The sequence below is a fragment of the Oceanisphaera psychrotolerans genome, assembly GCF_001870485.1.
GTDB classification, from domain to species: domain Bacteria; phylum Pseudomonadota; class Gammaproteobacteria; order Enterobacterales; family Aeromonadaceae; genus Oceanimonas; species Oceanimonas psychrotolerans.
The window spans coordinates 13,536-34,557 of record NZ_MDKE01000070.1; the positions used below are offsets into that span (position 1 = coordinate 13,536).

The 21,022-nt window shown below is 60.1% G+C and carries 11 protein-coding genes and 5 pseudogenes; 12 read left to right on the top strand and 4 right to left on the bottom strand.

The genetic code is table 11. The features are described from left to right. Positions 1 to 9: 9 nt before the first annotated feature. The 3 genes and pseudogenes from BFR47_RS16890 (at position 10) to nirD (ending at position 3,664) form a co-directional block, all read left to right on the top strand. Positions 10 to 825 (top strand): ABC transporter ATP-binding protein, encoded by an 816-nt coding sequence (locus BFR47_RS16890; RefSeq protein ID WP_071474154.1) that lies wholly within the window; start codon positions 10 to 12, stop codon positions 823 to 825. Positions 826 to 834: 9 nt separating this feature from the next. Next, positions 835 to 3,347, top strand: a pseudogene (nirB, locus tag BFR47_RS16895) (nitrite reductase large subunit NirB). After that, complete coding sequence (nirD, locus tag BFR47_RS16900; RefSeq protein WP_071474155.1) at positions 3,344 to 3,664, top strand: nitrite reductase small subunit NirD; 321 nt, start codon at positions 3,344 to 3,346, stop codon at positions 3,662 to 3,664. The pseudogene nirB and the gene nirD overlap by 4 nt, the downstream one beginning before the upstream one ends. A 118-nt stretch (positions 3,665 to 3,782) precedes the next feature. Here nirD and hldE read toward each other — a convergent pair whose 3' ends face one another. Continuing rightward, positions 3,783 to 5,207 carry a bifunctional D-glycero-beta-D-manno-heptose-7-phosphate kinase/D-glycero-beta-D-manno-heptose 1-phosphate adenylyltransferase HldE gene (gene hldE, locus BFR47_RS16905; RefSeq protein WP_071474156.1) on the bottom strand — a complete coding sequence of 475 codons (1,425 nt, stop codon included), beginning with the start codon at positions 5,205 to 5,207 and terminating at the stop codon, positions 3,783 to 3,785. A 153-nt stretch (positions 5,208 to 5,360) separates the two neighbouring features. Here hldE and lpxL point away from each other — a divergent pair. Further along, positions 5,361 to 6,283 (top strand): annotated as a pseudogene (gene lpxL / locus BFR47_RS16910) (LpxL/LpxP family Kdo(2)-lipid IV(A) lauroyl/palmitoleoyl acyltransferase). A 1,016-nt stretch (positions 6,284 to 7,299) separates the two neighbouring features. On the opposite strand, the pseudogene glnE reads toward lpxL, so the two are convergent. Next, a pseudogene (gene glnE / locus BFR47_RS16915) lies at positions 7,300 to 10,184 on the bottom strand (bifunctional [glutamate--ammonia ligase]-adenylyl-L-tyrosine phosphorylase/[glutamate--ammonia-ligase] adenylyltransferase). A 160-nt stretch (positions 10,185 to 10,344) separates the two neighbouring features. Between glnE and BFR47_RS16920 the strand changes: the two are divergent. From BFR47_RS16920 to BFR47_RS16930, 3 genes are read left to right on the top strand one after another with little or no spacing between them, the layout of a single operon-like run. Beyond that, the gene (locus tag BFR47_RS16920) at positions 10,345 to 10,758 is read left to right on the top strand and encodes a YjfI family protein (protein WP_071474157.1); all 414 of its coding nucleotides are present in this window, start codon (positions 10,345 to 10,347) and stop codon (positions 10,756 to 10,758) included. Positions 10,759 to 10,768: 10 nt separating this feature from the next. Continuing rightward, positions 10,769 to 11,398, top strand: a complete 630-nt coding sequence (locus BFR47_RS16925) for a hypothetical protein (protein WP_071474158.1) — start codon at positions 10,769 to 10,771, stop codon at positions 11,396 to 11,398. Continuing rightward, positions 11,395 to 11,727: a hypothetical protein gene (locus BFR47_RS16930; protein WP_071474159.1), complete on the top strand. Its 333-nt coding sequence runs from the start codon at positions 11,395 to 11,397 to the stop codon at positions 11,725 to 11,727. Before BFR47_RS16925 ends, BFR47_RS16930 begins: the two co-directional genes overlap by 4 nt. A 230-nt stretch (positions 11,728 to 11,957) precedes the next feature. Here the strand turns inward: BFR47_RS16930 and BFR47_RS16935 are convergent, their stop codons facing one another. Next, positions 11,958 to 13,469: a CYTH and CHAD domain-containing protein gene (locus BFR47_RS16935; RefSeq protein ID WP_071474160.1), complete on the bottom strand. Its 1,512-nt coding sequence runs from the start codon at positions 13,467 to 13,469 to the stop codon at positions 11,958 to 11,960. 234 nt (positions 13,470 to 13,703) lie between these two features. Between BFR47_RS16935 and BFR47_RS16940 the strand changes: the two are divergent. From BFR47_RS16940 to BFR47_RS16950, 3 genes and pseudogenes are all read left to right on the top strand, one after another. After that, positions 13,704 to 14,317: pseudogene (locus BFR47_RS16940) on the top strand (TIGR00153 family protein). 22 nt (positions 14,318 to 14,339) lie between these two features. Continuing rightward, positions 14,340 to 15,604, top strand: a pseudogene (locus BFR47_RS16945) (inorganic phosphate transporter). Positions 15,605 to 15,700: 96 nt separating this feature from the next. Continuing rightward, positions 15,701 to 16,318, top strand: coding sequence for a TIGR04211 family SH3 domain-containing protein (locus BFR47_RS16950; protein ID WP_071474161.1), 618 nt, complete (start codon positions 15,701 to 15,703; stop codon positions 16,316 to 16,318). 87 nt (positions 16,319 to 16,405) lie between these two features. Here BFR47_RS16950 and BFR47_RS16955 read toward each other — a convergent pair whose 3' ends face one another. After that, a complete protein-coding gene (locus BFR47_RS16955) occupies positions 16,406 to 17,368 on the bottom strand; it encodes a hypothetical protein (protein WP_071474162.1) in 963 nt (320 codons plus the stop codon). Between the two features lie 402 nt (positions 17,369 to 17,770). Here BFR47_RS16955 and BFR47_RS19490 point away from each other — a divergent pair, with 402 nt between their 5' ends. Together BFR47_RS19490 and putA are read left to right on the top strand one after the other, a co-directional pair. Continuing rightward, positions 17,771 to 18,760, top strand: coding sequence for a proline dehydrogenase family protein (locus BFR47_RS19490; RefSeq protein WP_425434028.1), 990 nt, complete (start codon positions 17,771 to 17,773; stop codon positions 18,758 to 18,760). 29 nt (positions 18,761 to 18,789) lie between these two features. Then, a complete protein-coding gene (putA, locus tag BFR47_RS16960) occupies positions 18,790 to 20,937 on the top strand; it encodes a bifunctional proline dehydrogenase/L-glutamate gamma-semialdehyde dehydrogenase PutA (RefSeq protein ID WP_425434029.1) in 2,148 nt (715 codons plus the stop codon). Positions 20,938 to 21,022: the final 85 nt, after the last annotated feature.

Below are 21,022 nucleotides of genomic sequence, written 5' to 3' on the forward strand. Positions count from 1 at the left end.
GAGACTGACATGAGCAAGCATTACCTGGAACTGAGCGGTGTGGACATGCGTTTTCGCACCGAAAAGGGTGAATTCGAAGCCCTGAAGAACATCAACCTCAAGCTGCAGAAAGGTGAATTCGTCTCGCTGATCGGCCACTCCGGCTGTGGCAAGAGCACCGTGCTCAACCTGGTGGCCGGACTCTACGCCCCCAGCACCGGCGGCGTCATCCTGGAAGGCAGGGAAGTGGACGGCCCCGGCCCCGAACGGGCCGTGGTGTTCCAGAATCATGCCCTGCTGCCCTGGCTGACGGTGGAGCAGAACATCGCCCTGGCGGTGGACAATACCTTTACCCGGCAAAGCAAGGCCGAACGCAAAGAGCGGGTGGCGCATTTTCTGGCGCTGGTGCACATGAACCATGCGGCGCACAAGCTGCCCGGCGAGATCTCCGGCGGCATGAAGCAACGGGTCGGTATCGCCCGGGCGCTGGCGGTGGATCCCAAGGTGCTGCTGATGGACGAGCCCTTCGGCGCCCTCGATGCCCTGACCCGGGCCCACCTGCAGGACTCGCTGATGGAAATCCAGGCCGAGCTGGGCAACACGGTGATCATGATCACCCACGATGTGGACGAAGCCGTGCTGCTGTCGGATCGCATCGTGATGATGACCAATGGCCCCTCGGCCACCATCGGCGAGATCCTGGACATCCCTCTGGATCGCCCGCGCAACCGGGTCCAGCTCAGTGACGATGCCCTGTATCACAAACTGCGCCGGCGGGTACTCAGCTTCCTGTACGAAGGCCACAACAAGGTCAGCCAAATCACCAGCAAGTCCAAGGTGGCTTAAGGATTAAAGATGATGAAACAACAACTTATCGTGATCGGCAACGGCATGGTTGGCCACCACCTGATACAGCAGCTGATCGACCAGCAGGGTCTGGAGCAGTACGAGATCACCGTGTTCGGTGCCGAGAAACATGCCGCCTACGACAGGGTGCACCTGTCGGAAGTGTTCGATGGCAAGACCCCGGAACAACTGTCCATGGCCGGCGCCGACTGGTACGCCAACCATGGCGTGACCCTGCGCCTGAACGAGGAAGTCACCGGCATCGACCGGGAGGCCAAAAGCCTGACCACCTCCCTCGGCCATACCCTGAACTACGACCGGCTGGTGCTGGCCACCGGCTCCACTCCCTTTGTACCGCCCATTCCGGGCAACGAGCGGGAAAACTGCTTTGTCTATCGTACCCTGGATGATCTGGCCGACATTCAGGCGGCCTGCAAACAGGCCCGAACCGGGGTGGTGATCGGCGGCGGCCTGCTCGGCCTGGAGGCGGCCAACGCCCTGCGCCTGCTCGGCTTGGAAACCCATGTGGTGGAATTCGCCCCGCGACTGATGCCGGTCCAGCTGGACGAGCAGGGCGGCACCCTGCTGAAGGAAAAAATCGTCCGTCTGGGCGTGCAGGTACATACCGAGAAAACCACCCGCCACATCATCGATGGCGAAAGCGCCCGTCATCGCCTGGAGTTCGCCGACGGGGCCGTGCTGGAAACCGATGTGCTGTTGTTCAGCGCCGGTATCCGCCCCCAGGATGCCCTGGCGCGCAGCACCGGCCTCACGCTGGGCGAACGCGGCGGCATCTGCATCGATGATCAGTGCCAGACCTCGGATCCGGCCATACTGGCCATCGGCGAATGTGCCCTGTGGGAAGGCAAGCTGTTCGGTCTGGTGGCCCCCGGCTACCAGATGGCCCGGGTAGCCGCAGCCCAGTTGCTGGGCACAAAAGCGGCTTTCCAGGGTGCCGACATGAGCACCAAACTCAAGCTGCTGGGAGTCGAAGTCGGCGCCATCGGCGATGCCCACGGCCAGACCCCGGGCAGTCAGGAAGTGCTGCTGCTCGACCGGAGCAAGGATCTGTACAAGAAGCTGGTGCTGAATGAAGCGGGTGATCGCCTGCTCGGCGCCGTACTGGTGGGAGACACCAGCGACTACGACAGCCTACTGCAAACCTACCTCAACGACATGCCGCTGCCGGACCATCCGCTGGCCCTGCTGGTGCCGGAAGGTGCCGAGGGCGGTGCAGCCAAGGCAGCCCTGCCGGCGACGGCCACCATCTGTTCCTGCCACAATGTCACCAAGGGGGCCATCGTCGACGCCGTTCAGGGCGGGGCCTGCGATGTATCTGCGGTCAAGGCCTGCACCAAGGCCGGCACTGGTTGTGGCGGTTGCAGCGGCCTGCTTGGCCAGGTGGTCAACCAGGCGCTGGAAGAACAGGGCATCACCGCCGACAAGAGTATCTGCGAGCACTTTGCCTACAGCCGTCAGGAGCTGTTCCATCTGATCAAGGTCGGCCGGATAAAGAGCTTCGAAGAACTGCGCACCAAACACGGTCAGGGCCTGGGCTGCGATATCTGCAAGCCGGCGGCCGCCTCCATCCTCGCCTCCCTGTGGAACGAGCATGTACTGGAACCCAAACATGCCAGCCTGCAAGACACAAACGACGCCTTTCTCGCCAATATACAGAAAAACGGCACCTATTCGGTGGTGCCCCGGGTGCGGCGGGGGAGATCACCCCGGATCAGCTGCTGACCATCGGCCGGGTGGCCAAGCGCTACGATCTTTACACCAAGATCACCGGCGGTCAGCGCATCGACCTGTTCGGCGCCCGCCTGGAGCAGTTGCCGTTGATCTGGCAGGAGCTGATCGACGCCGGCTTTGAAACCGGCCATGCCTACGGCAAGTCGCTGCGCACGGTGAAATCCTGTGTCGGCTCCAGCTGGTGCCGCTACGGCGTGCAGGACTCGCTGGACATGGCCGTGGCCCTGGAGCACAGATACAAGGGCCTGCGTTCCCCCCACAAGCTCAAGTTTGCCGTGTCCGGCTGTACCCGTGAATGCGCCGAGGCCCAGAGCAAGGACGTGGGCGTGATCGCCACCGAGAAGGGCTGGAACTTGTATTTCGGCGGCAATGGCGGCATGCGCCCCCGCCACGCGGATCTGTTCGCCACCGACCTGGATACCGATACCCTGCTCCGCTACATCGACCGGCTGCTGATGTTCTACGTGGCCACCGCCGATCGCCTGCAGCGCACCTCGGTATGGACCGAAAACCTGGAAGGCGGCCTGGATTACCTGAAGCAGGTCGTGATCGAAGACTCACTCGGCCTGGCGGAAGAGCTGGAAGGACGCATGACCCACGTTATCGGTAGCTATCAGTGCGAATGGAAGACCACCCTCGATGACCCGGAAAAGCTCAAGCGCTTCAGGAGCTTCGTCAACACCGACCAGGCCGACGACAGCATCGTCTTCGAGCGCAGACGCGGTCAGATCCGTCCCACCGAAATGATTGAAATCAAGGAGCTATCATGAGTCTCATGCGTCTTTGCCAACTGGATGAGCTGCCCGAGTACGGTGGTATGGCCGCTCTGGTAGAGGGGCGACAGCTGGCCCTGTTCAACCTGCCGGGCCTGGGCTATTTCGCCCTCGACAACTGGGATCCCCTGGGCCAGGCTCAGGTACTGTCCCGGGGCATACTGGGCGACATCAAGGGCGAGCCCTGTGTCGCTTCCCCGCTCTACAAGCACCACTACTCCCTGCGCAACGGCCGTTGCCTGGAGCAGGAAGATACCGCCGTACAGGTCTGGCCGGTCGTCGCCAAAGACGGACAGCTCTGGCTGGAACAGTAACCGGTGTTGGCTCCCCGGCCGTGCTGAAGGAGCCTGGCACCCCTGGCATTAAATAAAAAGGGCTTCCCTGTGCGGGGAAGCCCTTGTTGTTGCTGTTCAGCCTGTGGCTGCGCATTCATTACCGGGTGCGGATCGCCTCGATAATGGCGCTGGTGGAACAACCGTCCTCGAAGTTGAGTACCTTCACCTCGCCGCCGTTGGCGGTCACTTCCTCGAAGCCGGCAATCTCTTCCGGCTGGTAATCGCCGCCCTTGACCAGCACATCCGGCAGGGTCTCGGCAATCAGCCGGCGCGGGGTATCTTCACCGAAGGGCACCACCCAGTCCACAGCTCCCAGACCGGCCAGCACCGCCATCCGGCGGTCGACCGTGTTCACCGGGCGACCATCCCCCTTGAGGGCGCGCACCGAGGCGTCGGTATTCACCGCCACTATCAGCCGATCACCCAGCTGGCGGGCATGATTCAGGTAGGACACATGGCCGGCATGCAGTATGTCGAAGCAGCCGTTGGTCATCACGATCTTCTCGCCGCGACGACGGGCGGCATCCACCACGTATTTCAACTGCTGCTCACTCACCACCCCCATACCGGACTCGGGGGCGCCGTAGAGCACATTGGCCAGCTCGATGGCGGAAACGGTGGAGGTACCCAGCTTGCCTACCACTATGCTGGCGGCCACGTTGGCCAGGGCGCAGGCTTCGTCCAGCGGCAGTCCGGCGGCCAGACAGGTGGCCAGGGTGGCGATCACGGTATCGCCGGCGCCGGTGACATCGAACACCTCGTGGGCCTGGGCCGGCAGGTGCAACTCGTCCTGATCATCGTGGATCAGGGTCATGCCATGTTCGGACCGCGTGACCAGCAGCGCCTTGAGATCGAATTGTTTCACCAGTTCCCGCCCGCGGGCCACCAGCTCCTCTTCGTCTCTGACCTTGCCTACCACCGCTTCGAATTCACTCATGTTGGGGGTGAGCAGGGTGGCGCCACGATACTTTTCGAAGTCGGAACCCTTCGGGTCCACCAGCACCGGCACACCGGCCTGATTGGCGGCCTGGATCAGCGATTGCACCTGCGTCAGGGCGCCCTTGGCATAATCCGACAGCACCACCACCCCGGCCTGGCTCAGGGCGGCTCGGGTCTTGTCGGTCAGCGGCGCGGCATCTTCCGGTGCGAAGCTTTCTTCAAAGTCCAGCCGCAGCAACTGCTGGTTGCGGCTCATCACCCGCAACTTGGTGATGGTGGGGTGGCTGGTGAGACGCACGAAGTCACACTCCACTCCCACACCCTGCATCTTGTCCTGCAGCGAGGTTGCCGCCTCGTCGGCCCCGGTCAGCCCGAGCAACCGGGCCTTGGCACCCAGTGCGGCCACGTTCAGTGCCACGTTGGCCGCGCCGCCGGGACGCTCTTCGTTGTGCTCAACCTTGACCACAGGCACCGGAGCTTCGGGCGAGATACGTCCGGTGGGGCCAGACCAGTAACGATCCAGCATCACATCTCCTACCACCAACACCCTGGCACTATCGAATTCCGGCAACTTGATCTTCATGGTTCCGACTCTTTTGAACATGGGAAAGGGGAAATATTATCACAGCCACCCATAATCGCACCCGTCGACCGGCCTTTGGTGGCCATTCGCGGCCGAGTTAATTAGAATTCCGTCACATGTTGATAATGACGAACCTTGATAATGGCGATTGCGATGCACGACTCTCGGCTCCCCCCCTTTACCCTGGCGCTGCTGCACCCGCGCTATGCATTGAACTGGCTGGGCCTCGGCTTGCTGTGGCTGCTGGTGACACTGTTACCCTGGCGCGCCAGATGGCACTGGGCCGCGGCCTGGGCAGGCTGTCGATGAAACTGCTGAAATCCCGGGTCAGGGTCGCCCGCCGTAATCTGGAACTGGCGTTGCCGGAACTGGACGCGAGTGCGCGGGAACGCACTCTCGAGGCCAACTTCGAGAGCGTGGGCTGCGCCGTGTTCGAGACCGGCATGGCCTGGTTCTGGCCCCACTGGCGCATGGGTGCCATCACCCGCATGGAAGGCACCGAGCATGTGGACGCGGCCGTGGCCAGGGGCCAGGGCATGCTGCTGCTGTCGGCCCACTTTCTCACTCTGGAGCTCAACGCCCGCCAGTTCGGCCTCTATCGGCCCGGCGTCGGCGTTTACCGTCCCAACACCAACCCGGTGCTGGAATACGCCCAGGTGCAGGGCCGCTGCCGCTCCAACAAGTATCTGGTGGACCGGCTCGACATCAAGGGCATGCTCAAGGCCCTGCGCCAGGGCGATGCGCTCTGGTATGCGCCGGACCACGACTACGGTCGCCATGCCAGCGTGTTCGTGCCCTTCTTCGCGGTCGAAGAAGCCGCGACCATCACCGGCACCGCTACCCTGGCCCGGGTCAAGAAAACCGTTACCCTGCCCTGCTTCACCCTGCGCGAAAAAGACGGTTACCGGTTGTTGATCCAGCCCCCCATGGCCGACTTTCCGGTCGGTGACGACGTGCAGGATGCCATCGCCAGCAACCGGGTGCTGGAAGCCGCCATCCGCCTCGCCCCGGAGCAGTACATGTGGCTGCACCGCCGCTTCAAGACCACGCCGAAAGGCGTGCCGTATCGGTACTGAAAGAAGGAACAGACAGGATGAGGCTTCAAGCTTTCGGCTTCAAGCCCATTTATAGTTCACAATAAATCGCCTGATAAGTGAAATATCAACAGGTGTGTCTCTTCAACATACTTAATCAATGGGATTGGAAGCCTGCTATGCACATATTAAAAAAGATGGCATGCGGTCATTGATTTCAACAGCCTCGATGTCATTTCATTGACGCCTAATATCTACATGATAACTTTATCACCTGAAATTCAGCGTTCGACAAGGCAATATTCCGTACTATCATTCGTTGAATGCCAGCTACCACTAAACCCATGCATCACCTCATGAGTAATGCAAAGGGGATATACATCCCGCCGTATCTGTATCTGACATACATTGTGTGTGCAGCGTGAAAGACCCAATGCGTCCTTGCGCTCTTTTATTTCATCAACCAGCCTGATTTCGGCAAAGATAACATCAACCTTGGGTGATGGAGATGAAGCCATCGTGGAGCACCCAGACACCAGAACCGCAAGCAGAAATATCATTTCTTTTGTGAAAACAGCCAGCATAACAACCTGCCTATTGTTTAATCCAGAATCAGACTTTTAATACAACGATTAAAATAGCTACCTCTAAAAGAGCCAAATCAGTCAGATCCAAAAACAAACAACGAGGACAAGGTTAAATAAATCTTCGCCCATCCCTGACTCCGACTTATAATGCAGCAATGCAGTCACCAAGCAAATCCATGCCTATGTATTAATTTTATGTGCACAGCCTGCAACATCAAGTCGATATATAGCTTATTAATAGAAAGATAAACGCCAAATCCTGGTAATAACTTTCGATTTAATGATGTGAGTTTCGAAATAAAACACTATCAATTGATGAGAAACGACTCTGCCATCAGGGCCGCATTACTTATACAAAGAGTGAACCGGGCAGTAGCACCGTCAGGGATGCCGGACGCCTCAAGCCCTGCCGAAAAAGCATACCGACCAGATGCAAAGCCGGAAGCTGGTCTTAAACTTCCGGCTTACTTCTTACGACAACCCTCTTTCCGCTCCCAGCCACTTATTCCAGCTGGTGATCACCCAGTCCCGCTCCTGAGTGAGTTCGGTGTCCGGTAGCAGGCCCGGCTGGTCCGACAGACTCAGGCGGTGGCCTCTGTCGCGAATGGCGCAATAGGCTGTCCTCAGCCGCCGGGCTTCGTCATCCTCCAGCAACCCGACTTCCACCGCCGACTCCAGAATACGGATATTGTCCGACCAGCGAGTCAGAGCCTTCGGATACTCACGCCCATGAGCCAGCACCAGATACTGGGTCAGAAACTCGATATCCACCAGCCCGCCTGCCGACTGCTTGAGATGAAACTCGCCGGGGCCGGCCTTGATCAGGTGACTGCGCATCTTCTCGCGCATCTTGATCACCTCTTCCGCCAGGGCCACATGATCGCGGGTGAGACTCAGGGCCTCCCGCCGGATCCGCTCGAACTCCTGATGCAGGGCCACATCGCCCACGATCAGCCGGCTGCGCACCAATGCCTGATGCTCCCAGGTCCAGGCTTCGTTCTGCAGATAATGCTGATAGGCATCCAGCGGGCTCACCATCAGCCCCGCGTTGCCGCTGGGCCGCAGCCGCATGTCCAGCTCGTACAGCACCCCGCTGGGGGTGCGGGTGCTGAACAGATGGATGATGCGCTGGGCCAGACGCAGATAGAACTGGCGCACATCCAGCGGCTTGCTGCCATTGGTCTGGCCCTTGAGCCCGGCCTCCTGCACGAACACCAGATCGAGATCCGAGCTGTAGGCCAGCTCGATGCCGCCCAGCTTGCCGTACGCCACCACCCCAAAGCCCCGGCGCGGACTGTCCGCCAGCACCTCGGGTACCCCGTGGCGCTCGCTTATCTGGGTCCAGGCTGATTGACCACCTCCTCGACGATGGCTTCCGCCAGCCAGGTCAGGTGATCGCTCACCTTCATCAACGGCAGGGCGCCGGCGATATCGGCGGCGGCGATACGCAACAGATGGATCTGCTTGAACTGGCGCAGCGCCTCCATCTGCTGCTCCACATCCTCTTCCGGCACCCGCAGCAGGAACTGACGCAATTCGCCCCGGTAGGCATCGAGCGGCATCGGGTTGTACAGCGCCTGGGGTACCAGCAGCTCATCCAGCAGTATCGGATAACGGGCCAGCTGTTCAGACACCAGCGAGCTGGCTTCGCACAGCCGGATCAGCTGGGTCAGGGCGCCGGCATTTTCCACCAGCAATTGCAGATAGGCGGTGCGGGTGACGATTTGCAGCAGCAGCTTCTGTAGCCGGGAAAACAGGATGCCGGGGGTATCCGACTGGCTGACTTTATCCAGCAACACCGGCATCAATTTTTCCAGCGCCTGTCGCCCCTGGGGCCCCATGGCCCGCCGCGGACATTCCTCCTTGAAGGTGTTGAGCGCCCGCGCCAGGCGCGTCGCCTTGTCCTCGGCCATGCCCTGCTCCTGCAGCACCGGGATCAGCTCCTGCTCTTCCCAGTCGGTCTGCCAGAGATCGAACCAGATCTGGGCCACCCCTTCTTCTTCGGCCTCGGTGCTGTCCCCGATCAGTCCCTCGAACTGCCGGTGTACGGCCGCCATGGCCTGGCGCAGCTCCTGATAACACGCCTCCCAGCTTGCATGCCCCATCAGCCAGGCCAGTCGGCAACGATTGAGGTCGTCCTGCGGCAGAGTCTGGGTCTGCTGATCGGCGAAGGCCTGCAGGAAGTTCTCGACCCGGCGCAGCAGACGATAACTCTGGTGCAGCAGCTCGCTTTCTTCCACCGTCAGCGCGCCGGATTCACAGGCCGCCGACAACGCGTGGGGCAGGTGGCGCACCTGCAGCGCCGGCTCACGACCGCCACGGATCAGCTGAAATACCTGGGCGATAAATTCCACCTCGCGGATGCCGCCGGCCCCCAGCTTGATGTTGTCCTGCAACCCCTTGCGCCGCACTTCGGCGGCGATCATCGCCTTCATCTGGCGCAGGGAGTCGATCACCCCGAAGTCGATATAACGACGAAACACGAAGGGCTTGAGCATGGCGCGCAGCTCGGCGGTATATTCGCCCTCGTCGTTGAGTATGCGCGCCTTGACCATGGCGTAACGCTCCCAGGTGCGGCCATGATGCTGGTAATAGTCTTCCATGGCGGCGAAGCTGACCGCCAGCGGCCCCGACTCACCGAAGGGCCGCAGTCGCATATCGACCCGGTACACCTGACCGTCGACGGTCGTCTGGTGCAGGGCATTGACCAGCTTCTGTCCCAGCCGGATAAAAAACTGCTGGTTGGACAGCTCGCGGCGACCGCCCCGGGTCACTCCGTTATGAGGAAAGGTAAAAATCAGATCGATATCGGAGGAAAAATTCAGCTCACGCCCTCCCAACTTGCCCATGCCCAGGATCAGCAGGGGCACGGCGTTACCCTCGGCATCGGTCGGCGTGCCCAGTTCGGCGCACTGCCGCCGGTACCACCAGCGATAGGCGGCCACAATCAGCGCATCGGCCAGCGCCGAAATGTGTTCGAAGCTTTCTTCCACCTCGGCACCCAGCAGCATTTCCCGCCAGGCGATCAGCAACAGTTCGCGCCGGCGAAAGCGGCGCAGGGTGCGCTGCAGGCCCGGCTCGTCGTTCACCTCGGCCAGCAGATTTGCCAGCTCCGGTTGATAACGACCAGAACGACTGGCGTTGTGCAGATCCTGCTCGTCGTCCAGCTCCAGCGCCAGCTCGGGCTGCTGGCACAGGCTGTCGGCGGCAAAATCGCTGCAGGCAAAAAGGGTGCGCAACTGGGAACAACGTTGCTCGCTCAGGCCGGCTATCAGCCCGGCGGCGCGATCTTCAAAACGGGACCAGTGCTTGTCGGCCTGGGTCTTCAGCAGGGAGGGCATATCAACCATGTACATATCCTTGTCGGCAGCGTCTGACTGCAGATTATCATTGTTGTGGTCGTTGCACAGTGCGCCGGTGCAGATTGTCACAGGTCGCAGGTATCGAAGCGCGCGCTTGCACTGAGGGTAATGGCTGATTTAGTCTGTAGCGGACTTATTATGTCAGGACCTGTTGATGGATCTTTCAGTTATCGGCCACCACCTCGAACGGCTCGACGAGCAATCGACCACCGGCTTCCGCTTTCAGTGTTTTCCCATCTCCGGCGATGTCGAGGTGCTCAAGGTCACCGTCGAGGGACGAGAAGAACTGCCGTTGTTTATTTCCGTCTCCGACGATCAGATTCTCTGTATCAGCTATCTGTGGGACGAGCGTCAGGTCGCCCCGGATCGCCGCCAGGCCATGCTCGAGGCCATGCTCGACATGAATATTCCCATGCCACTGTCGGCCTTTGCCCGGCTCGATGACTGGTACGTGGTGTTCGGCGCCCTGTCACTCAACTCCGCGCTGGACGATATCGAGCACGAGCTGGCGGTGTTGAGCGACAACTGCCTGGAGGTGATCGAGGACATGGCGGAGTTTTTATTATGAGGGCCGGCCGATGAGCACTCTGGGCCAGGTACTGCGCAGTCTGCAGAACTCGGAAAATGGCAGCCTGGACCCGGACCGGGTCTGTGTGCAGCTATTGCGCGATTGCCGCCATGCCGAGCAACACCTGCAGGGGCTGGCGCGTCAGTGTCGCCAGCTCGACCTCGATATCGAGCAGTTGCGTCGGCAACAATCCATATTGCAGCAACTGCACGCCGAGCGGGAACAGGCGACACTGGCCGCCCTGTCGCAAGGGCGGCAGGAACAGGCTCGGCAACGAGCCGCCGAGGTAGCCTGCCTGGAAGACCGGCAGTATAGCGGTCAGGCCGAACTGGCCGACCTGCTAAAACGGCAGAGCTACTATCATGGACGCTGGCTGAGCGCCGAGCGTCATTATCACGATCTCTGCCGCCAGCTGGCCATGGCCAAAACCACCGCCTGCGTGCGCAAGACCATGAGCGCCATTCGCCGGCACCCGGCGGTGACCCTGGTCAACGCCAAGCAGGCGCTGGCCGACATACGGGCACGCGAGCAGCAGCAGGCGGCTGACTCGGAGCCCGAAGCCACGCCGCACGCCGCCGAAGCACATAGTGCCGACCAGGTTCTGGCACGACTACAGCAACGGCTGGGGGGGCAATCATGAGCCAACGCAAGCTGCCGCAGAAATGGCAAAGCTCGGTGCGCGCCGCCAAGGCGGTGCAGGTCGCCTTCGATATGGATGAAACCCTGCAGTATCAGATCCGGCGCGAGGCGCTGGATAACGGCCTGAGTCCTTCGGATCAGATCCGCCATATTCTGACCTTGCCCACCGCCGACAAGCCCAAGCGCCCGCGCTTGACGGTGTCACTCAGCCCGGAAGATTATTTCTATCTGGCTGAACGCTACGGCCTGCAGCCCGAACAGCAACTGGAAATCAAACACCGGGTGATGGATGAGCTGCTGGCCTACAGCCAGCAGATGCTGAAGCCCTGAGTGGCCTGCCTCAAGGTCAACCATCGCGATAAGCAATATTCTATCGCTAATGTCGATTCTGGGGCTGATTTACCTTTATCTTCATCCCCGCGAAGTATCGTCACCCCCGCGAAGGCGGGGGGCCAGTGCCGTTGCAGACGCCCCTCAGTCTGACCGTTCTGCGCCACAAGTTCTGGATTCCCGCCTTCGCGGGAATGACAAGAATAATTCGGTGTTCAGCAAGAGCCGTTTCAGCGCCAGTAAGGCTCCAGCAACAATGCCTGGGCCCGGGACTGCTCCAGCGCCTCCAGCAGAAAACGCTGCTTGCGTTCCAGCCATTCATCGAGCTCGGCACTGTCCTGCCCATCCAGCTCGTCGCGCAGGTCCCGCAGGGGCGACAGCATATCCAGGTCTTCGATGCCACGCAGTATGTCGAGCCAGGGCATGCGAAACGCCATCCGCTCCGTTTCCGGGTACAGCTCGCTGAAACAAAGTCCGACCATCAGGTTCCGTCTAAGCTTGCCCTTTTGCTGGATATATTGCTCACCATTCAATTCCGGTTTACCCAGCGCGCTGTGACACAGCGTATGCCAGCTGTCATCCAGCCGTTGCCGGGCAAGGCTGGCCACCGGGGCGGCCAGCCGGGCGGTCTGTTCGGCGGCCAGTCCCGCCCGCCAGTCTTGCCGGTACAGCCAATGGGTCAGACGCAACATCAGCCGTCCGTAACGAGGGCTGTAAAACAGCGCCCGCAACTGATCTTCTCCGGGTAACTGCGCCTGCTCAGTCGTCAAGGTGCTGAGCAGTGTTTTCTGACAGTCCAGCCGACGCAGGTAATGGCCCTTGTCGGCGGTGAGGTGCGCCAGCATCTGGGCCCGGTCCAGCCAGGAGAGCTGCTGCTGCAACCACAGCAGGTCATCGATCCAGCCACTGTTGACCCGGTGCGACACCAGCTCGCCGAACAGCAGCAGGGTCTGGTGGACCAGAGAAACCCCTTCTCTCAGCTGAACCAGCCATTCGAGATCCGGTTCGGCCAGCCAGCCTTCCTCATGCTGCTGCCAGTGGCGCAGCCCCTTGTGCAGCAGGGCGACCATGGTGGGCTCACAGGCATCCTCGGGCTGCAATGCCAGCGGCTCCAGCATCCGCAGCCGGGGCCTGGGGCTCAGCCCCGCCAAGCGGTAACCGCGCTGGGCCTTGGAAACCGCCCCCAGCCGCAGCCCCCCCTCTTTGATCAGGGTTTCGGCCAGATCGAACAGCTGGGAGGCATCGCCCTTGACCAGCTCCAGCTCCAGTTCGTGAATCGGCTCACGCCACTCCCCCGCCTGCACCTCGCCCTCATCCAGCGCCAACTCGATTTCGGTGCCGTCGATGGCCAGCACCCAGCGCCGGCGCAGAAAGTTGGTGCTGAACAGCGGTTGCAGAGAGTGCTGAAGCCGTTCCAGATCCATTCCTTCGGGCCAGATCCGGGCCGGGAACAGCAACAAATCCGGACTATGCACCGTCAGGGGCACATTGTATTCCGGCCGTTGATGCAAGCCGCCCACCTGGCTGCCCGCCAGCTTGACGGTTTGCTCCATTTCGCCGTTCTGACTGCGAATGCGCAGACCGGCATCCATACGGCGCAGCGCCAGATCGACGGTATCGAAATAGGTATTGGCCAGATGTTGCTGGTCTTGCTTGAGGATTTGGTAAGATTGCAACAGCGTTGGCAGGCGGCTGCCGACCTCGGGTGAGACAAGAAACTTGAGCTCGATTTCTGTATCCATAAGGGCGTCCGGAAATACCAACCTTCTGATTTGATGGTGGAAAAGGAAAACAGCCATCAGAGTAGCATGACAGTTTTATGAAAATGCTGTTTTCTTGCCTTTGTAGTTAAGTTACCATTCGCGCCACTTTAATGTATCGAGTGTTTTTTCACCGACACAGGGTTGGCCATGCCAGTAAATACTATTTTAGGACTCTTTGCCAAGTCTCCAATCAAGCCTCTGCAGAAGCATGTGATGAAAGTCCATGAGGCTGCGCAGCAATTGGTGCCTTTTTTCGACTCCATGTGGGAGCAGGACTGGGAACAGGCCGAGCTGATTCAGCGACGCATTTCCCAGCTTGAACGGGAAGCCGATGCGCTGAAGCGGGAAATCCGCCTCAAGCTCCCCCGCGGTCTCTTCATGCCGGTTGAACGTACCGACATGCTGGAACTGCTCACCCAGCAGGACAAGATTGCCAACAAGGCAAAAGACATCTCCGGCCGTATCGTCGGCCGCCGGATGAGTATTCCGCCGCAACTCAAGACGGCCTTCATGGATTACCTCAACCGGTGTATCGAGCTACCGCACAGGCTGCCAAGGCCATCGACGAGCTCGACGAACTGCTGGAAACCGGTTTCAAGGGGCGGGAAATGGATCTGGTCACCGACATGATCCACCAGCTCGATCTGATCGAGGATGATACCGATGTGATGCAGGCCAAGCTGCGCAAGCAGTTGCAGGCCATCGAAGACGGTTATAACCCCATCGACATCATGTTCCTGTACAAGATCCTCGAGTGGGTTGGCGACCTGGCAGATCAGGCCGAACGGGTTGGTTCCCGTTTAGAACTGATGCTGTCCCGTTCCTGAGCGAAATAAACAAGGTATAACAATGGATATCATCGCTAACTACGGCACCACGCTGATTCTGGTGGCGGCGCTCTTCGGCTTTTTTATGGCCTGGGGTATCGGCGCCAACGATGTGGCCAACGCCATGGGGACCTCGGTTGGTACCCGCTCACTGACTATCAAGCAGGCGATCATCATCGCCATGATCTTCGAGTTCGCCGGCGCCTACCTGGCCGGCGGCGAAGTCACCTCCACCATCCGTAGCGGTATCATCGACTCCAGCGCCTTTGAAGGCCACCCGGACCTGCTGGTGTTTGGCATGATTGCCTCACTGCTGGCTGCGGGCACCTGGCTGCTGCTGGCGTCCTACTTTGGCTGGCCGGTCTCCACCACCCATTCCATTATCGGCGCCATCATCGGTTTCGCCTGGTGGCTCTGGGCTCGGAAGCGGTACACTGGGACAAGGTCGCCGGTGTGGTCGGCTCCTGGATTGTCACCCCGGCCCTGTCCGGCGTGCTCGCCTACTTCACCTTCATCAGTGTGCAACGGTTGATCTTCAACGCCGACAACCCGCTGGCCGCCGCCAAGAAATACGTTCCCATCTACATCTTCATGACGGTGATGGTGATCTGCCTGGTGACCCTGAAGAAGGGCCTCAAGCATGTCGGTCTCGAGATGACCGACGTCCAGAGCTGGGGGCTGTCGGTCATCGTTTCGTTGATCAGCGCCGTGCTCTGCGGCTTCTATATCCAGCGTCAGCAATACAACCCTCTGGACGACAAGGACATGCACTTCTCCAACGTGGAGAAGGTGTTCGGTATCCTGATGGTGGTTACCGCCTGTGCCATGGCCTTTGCCCACGGCTCCAACGATGTGGCCAATGCCATTGGCCCGCTGTCTGCCGTGGTCAGCATCGTCGAAAGCTCGGGACAGATTGCGTCCCAGTCCAGTATCGCCTGGTGGATATTGCCCCTGGGCGGTATCGGTATCGTGATCGGCCTGGCTTCGCTTGGCCACAAGGTGATGGCCACCGTCGGTACCGGCATTACTCACCTGACGCCCAGCCGTGGCTTTGCCGCCCAGCTGGCCACCGCTGCGACAGTGGTGATCGCATCAGGCACCGGCCTGCCGATTTCCACCACGCAAACCCTGGTGGGTGCGGTGATGGGGGTGGGTCTGGCCCGGGGGATCGCGGCGCTCAATCTTAACGTATTGCGCAACATAGTGGTTTCCTGGATAGTCACGCTGCCTGCCGGTGCCATTCTGGCCATCGTCTTTTTCTATATCATTCGGTCACTGTTCAGCTAAGCACCGACATCGGGGGGACAAAGCGTCCCCCTGTTCTTGTCCTCCCCTCTCTTGCCGATTACCATGACTCCATCGTTGAGAGTGAAGGAATTCCAGGTGAAATCGAAACTTCTTGTGGCACTGCTGTGCTACCTGCCATGGCTCGGTATGGCCACGGCCGCCCCCCGTTATATTTCAGATAACGTCTATGCCTATCTGCATGCCGGACCCAGCAATAAGTACCGTATTATCGGCTCCATCAATGCGGGCGAACCGGTGGTACAGCTGGATCAGGATAAAACCACCGAGTATGTGCAGGTTCGCGACGGCGAAGGGCGTACCGGTTGGGTAGACGGCCAGTTTATACAGCGCGAAGAAAGCTTTCGTTCCCGGCTGCCGTCGCTGGAAGAGGAGCTGACCAACACCAAACAGCTGCTCGGCTCCGTCGACGAACGCCATGAACAGGACATGCTGGATAAAACCACCCGCCTGCAGCAGCAGGAGCAGGAACTGAGTCAGGTGCACGAACAGCTCAACGAGCTGCGCCGGCAGCATGCAAAGCTGGAACGTGAAAACCAGCGCCTGAGCAGCCTGATGGATGACAAGGAACACAAAATGCGTCTGGACTGGCTGCTGAACGGCGGCCTGGTGGCCGGTGCCGGTGTGCTGTTCGGGATACTACTGCCGATGATCCCGCTGCGTCGCAGGCGCAATCAGGGCCGCTGGATGAACTGAGGTAGAGTGAAGCCACAATAGTGAAGCAACAATAAGGCGCCCTGGGGCGCCTTTATTGTGGCTCGTTAAACGAGCGATGTCGTTAGTTTAATCGACCTGCTGGCTCAGGGCGAAGTGCCGGTTGGGCTTGCGGTAGACGATGCCGTCTTGCTGCAGCCAGTGAAAGATATCTTCCACCTCATCCAGCGGTTTCTCCAGCACCCGGGCCACGGCCCCCTTGGCGCAGCGCAATTCACCGGCCTGTAACCTGGCCACCAGCTCCCGGTAATAATCGGGCCGGGCCGGCACAGGTGACGCCTCAGGCTCTTCAGCCTGACTGGCTGGCTCTGTTGCCGTTACCGCTTTCAGGCTGCGCCGGAAACGCGTTTCTTCACCCAGCAGGGCAATAAAAAAGGCGGCAAAGAAATCCAGCAGGACAGACAGGGCGGCAACCACCCCAAACTGAACCCGGGCCAGCGGCCAGCCCAGACCATCGGCCAAGCTGGTCATCAGGCCCATCAATGAACTCTGACTAGTCACCGCGACCCGGTCGCGGGCCCGGCGCAGCTCATCCTGCCGGGCCCGCAGGCCCTGATTACGGGCCAGCATCTCGGTCATGCCGTTGGCAATCCGCTTCATGTCGATATAAGCCTGCGCCGCCTGCTCGTTGATCTCGATTTCCCGCTCCAGGGCCACTATCTTGTCGTTATAACTCTGCACCTCGGCCGCCTTGGCTTCATCCCCTTTCAGCAGGGTATTGGTGGCCGCGTTGATACCGCCAACACTGCCGGCAATGGAAAGACCGGCCAGCACCGCGTAGAAGCAGAGCGCCTTAAGGGAACCTATCGAGTCGCCACGGCTGACTCGCTCCCCCATTTCATACCAGATATAAAATTTACCTACCTCGAACACCAGCGCCAGCCCGCCAAACATCAGTTTCATCAGCAGGCCCTGCTCCAGTGACAGGAACAGCAACAGGGAAAACACCATGGAGGCGGCAATGGAGGCGCCGGTGATCAGATAGACCACAGACAGGGCAAAGCGGCCCTTGGGAAGACGTTGATAGTGCACTTGGTTTGCTTACCACAGACAGGAACGAGCGGGCATTATAGGGAGGCCTGATCTGCTGACAAGACCACGGTGTGCACCTGCTGGATCTTGCAGCGATATCCGGCCCCCCTCACCCGGCAAGTGAGGAACCACCTCCGAGACACGGCAATAATGGCACCGGCGCCCGCTGGTCAATACTTCGTCTATATTCATAGAATGATCACATCGGCCAGATTGTATACAAAAACAGCCCTTTAAATGGATCTTCATCATTTTAAATAGATGTTCAGACCATAGATAGCGAGTGACCCGGCGTCGGCTCCGGGACAACGTTTCTCAACAGGTCAATTGTATACATCAACCAACATTGAGCGGTCGCCCGCCGGGCTGCCATCGTCCCAAGCAACATCAGGAAGCATCGTCATGTTTACTGCCGCCACCGTCTTTGCCCCCGGCTATGCCCCCAGAGATCTCCAGGCCCTGCGCCAGGACATCACCCATAACTATGTCGTCGACGAAAACACCTACCTGGCCACCCTGCTGGAGCAGGTGCCCGCCAGCAGCCAGACCCTGGCGCAAATCAATGAAAAGGCCCGCAAGCTGGTGACCAAGGTCCGGGAAGAGAGTGACGGCGGTGACGGTATCGATGCCTTCCTGCAGCAGTACAGTCTGGATACCCAGGAAGGCATCATCCTGATGTGTCTGGCCGAAGCTCTGCTGCGTATTCCCGACAGCCATACCGCCGATGAACTGATCAAGGACAAGCTGTCCGGCGCCGACTGGGCCAGGCATTTTCGCCAGAGCGACTCCACCTTCGTCAATGCTTCCACCTGGGGGCTGATGCTGACCGGTAAAATCGTGCGCATGGACAAGAAACTGGACGGTAATCCGGCCAATGTGCTCAACCGGATGATCAACCGCATGGGTGAACCCATGGTGCGCTCGGCCATGTACGCCGCGATGAAGATAATGGGCAAGCAGTTCGTGCTGGGCCGGGATATCAAGGAAGCCCTCAAGGCCAGTCGCAAGTCCCGGGATCTCGGTTATACCCATTCCTACGACATGCTCGGCGAAGCAGCCATGACCGCCGACGATGCCGAGAAATACCGCCGCGATTACGCCAACGCCATCAGTACCGTCGGGGCCGAAAAGCTGAACAACCCCAAGGTGCCCAGACCCTCCATCTCCATCAAGTTGTCGGCCCTGCACCCCCGCTATGAAGAAGCCAACAGGGAGCGGGTACTGACCGAGCTGTACAGCACCGTGCTTGGGCTGTTGGAGCAGGCCCGCAAACTGGATGTGTTCATCACCATCGACGCGGAAGAAATGGACCGGCTGGAATTATCACTCGATCTTTTCGAATCCCTCTACCGCTCGGAGGTTAACCAGGGTGGGGCGGCCTGGGCCTGGTAGTACAGGCTTACTCCAAGCGCGCCCTGCCGGTGCTGTGCTGGCTGACGGCACTGTCCCGCAGCCAGGGAGACGAAATTCCGGTGCGGCTGGTCAAAGGCGCCTATTGGGACAGCGAAATCAAACACTGCCAGCAAGCCGGCATCGACGGTTATCCCGTCTATACCCGCAAGGCCTCGACCGATGTTTCCTACCTGGCCTGTGCCCGCTACCTGCTGAGCGATGCGACCAAAGGCGCCATCTATCCCCAGTTTGCCACCCACAACGCCCATACGGTGGTGTCGATAATGGCCATGTCCGGGGAGCGCAACTTCGAATTTCAACGACTGCACGGTATGGGCGAAGAGTTGTACAACACGGTGCTGAACGAGAAACCGGGACTGGTGTGCCGCATCTATGCGCCGGTTGGAGCCCACAAGGATCTGCTGCCGTATCTGGTGCGCCGCCTGCTGGAAAACGGCGCCAATACCTCCTTCGTGCATAAACTGGTGGATCCCAACACCCCCATCGACACCTTGATCACCCATCCGCTGACCAGCCTAGCGGAATACAAGAGTCTGGCCAACGACAGGATACCGCTGCCGCTGGATATCTTCCCCGACAGAGCCAACTCCCGGGGCCTGAACATGAATATCGAGGGCATTCGTGCGCCTTTCTTCAAGGCGCTGGATGAACTCAGTATCAAATCCTGGCAGGGCGGCCCCATCGTCGGCGGCAAGACTCTGACCACGGGCTCCGCCAATGCGGTACTGAGCCCTCAGGATCTCGGCCAACAGGTCGGTCAGATCTATTTTGCCGACAAGGCCATGGTAGACCTGGCCATCGGCAAGGCACAGGCCGCCTTCAAGGGCTGGCGCGACACCCCGGTGGACGTGCGCGCCCAGGCGCTGGACAAGCTGGCAGACCTGCTGGAAGAACATCATATCCAGCTTATCTCCCTCTGTACCCGGGAAGCCGGCAAGCTGCTGCAGGACGGCATCGACGAGGTACGGGAAGCGGTGGACTTCTGCCGCTACTATGCCATTGAGGCCCGCAAACTGATGGCGCCCCGGAAGCTGCCCGGCTATACCGGCGAGCTGAACCTGCTGCTCGCCCAGGGACGAGGCCCCTTCGTCTGTATCAGCCCCTGGAACTTTCCGCTGGCCATTTTCCTCGGCCAGGTTAGTGCCGCCCTGGCCACCGGCAACACCGTGCTGGCCAAACCCGCCGAGCAGACCAGCCTGATCGCCCATCTGGCGGTTACCCTGGCCCACAAGGCCGGTATTCCCGCCGATGTACTGCAGCTGTTGCCCGGCGATGGTGCCACCGTGGGGGCCACGCTGACCGCAGATCCGCGCATCGGTGGTGTCTGCTTCACCGGTTCAACCGAAACCGCCATGCTGATCAACCAGACCCTGGCCAAGCGAAAGGGCGCCATCATCCCGCTGATCGCCGAAACCGGCGGTCAGAATGCCATGATCGTCGACTCCACCGCCCTGCCCGAGCAGGTCGTGCAGGACGTTGTGCGCGCCGCCTTCCAGAGTGCCGGCCAGCGCTGCTCCGCCCTGCGGGTACTCTATCTGCAGGAAGACATCGCCGAGCGGGTGCTGGACATACTGAAAGGCGCCATGCACGAGCTGAGCGTCGCCGATCCGGCGCTGTGGTCGACCGACGTCGGCCCGGTGATCGACAAGGACGCCCAGGCCGGCCTGGCAGCCCACCTGGCCAGCATGAGCGCCGCCGGCAAGAAGGTTATCGCCCAGACCAGATTGAGCGACGGCTGTGAAAAAGGCTTTTATATTCAGCCCACGGCACTGGAAATCGGCTCCATCGGCGAACTGGAGAAAGAGCAGTTCGGCCCCATACTGCATGTGGTGCGTTTCAAGGCCAAGGAAATAGACAAGGTCATTGCCGAGATCAACGGGACCGGCTACGGCCTGACGCTGGGTATCCACAGCCGTAACGAGTCCTTTGCCGACTATGTGGCCCAAAGCATCGATGCGGGTAACGCCTATATCAACCGGGATCAGATCGGTGCCATGGTCGGTGTACAGCCGTTCGGTGGTCAGGGCCTCTCCGGCACCGGCCCCAAGGCCGGTGGTCCGCACTACCTGACCCGTTTCATCACCGAGAAGACCATCACCAACAACACCACGGCCATCGGCGGTAACGCCACCCTGCTGTCGCTGGGTGAAGGCTGACCGGGAGCGGCAACAGGTAACAAGAAAAGACGCTGCGGCGTCTTTTTTCATCTTCAGTCGTTATAATGACCTTTTTCGAGAGGAG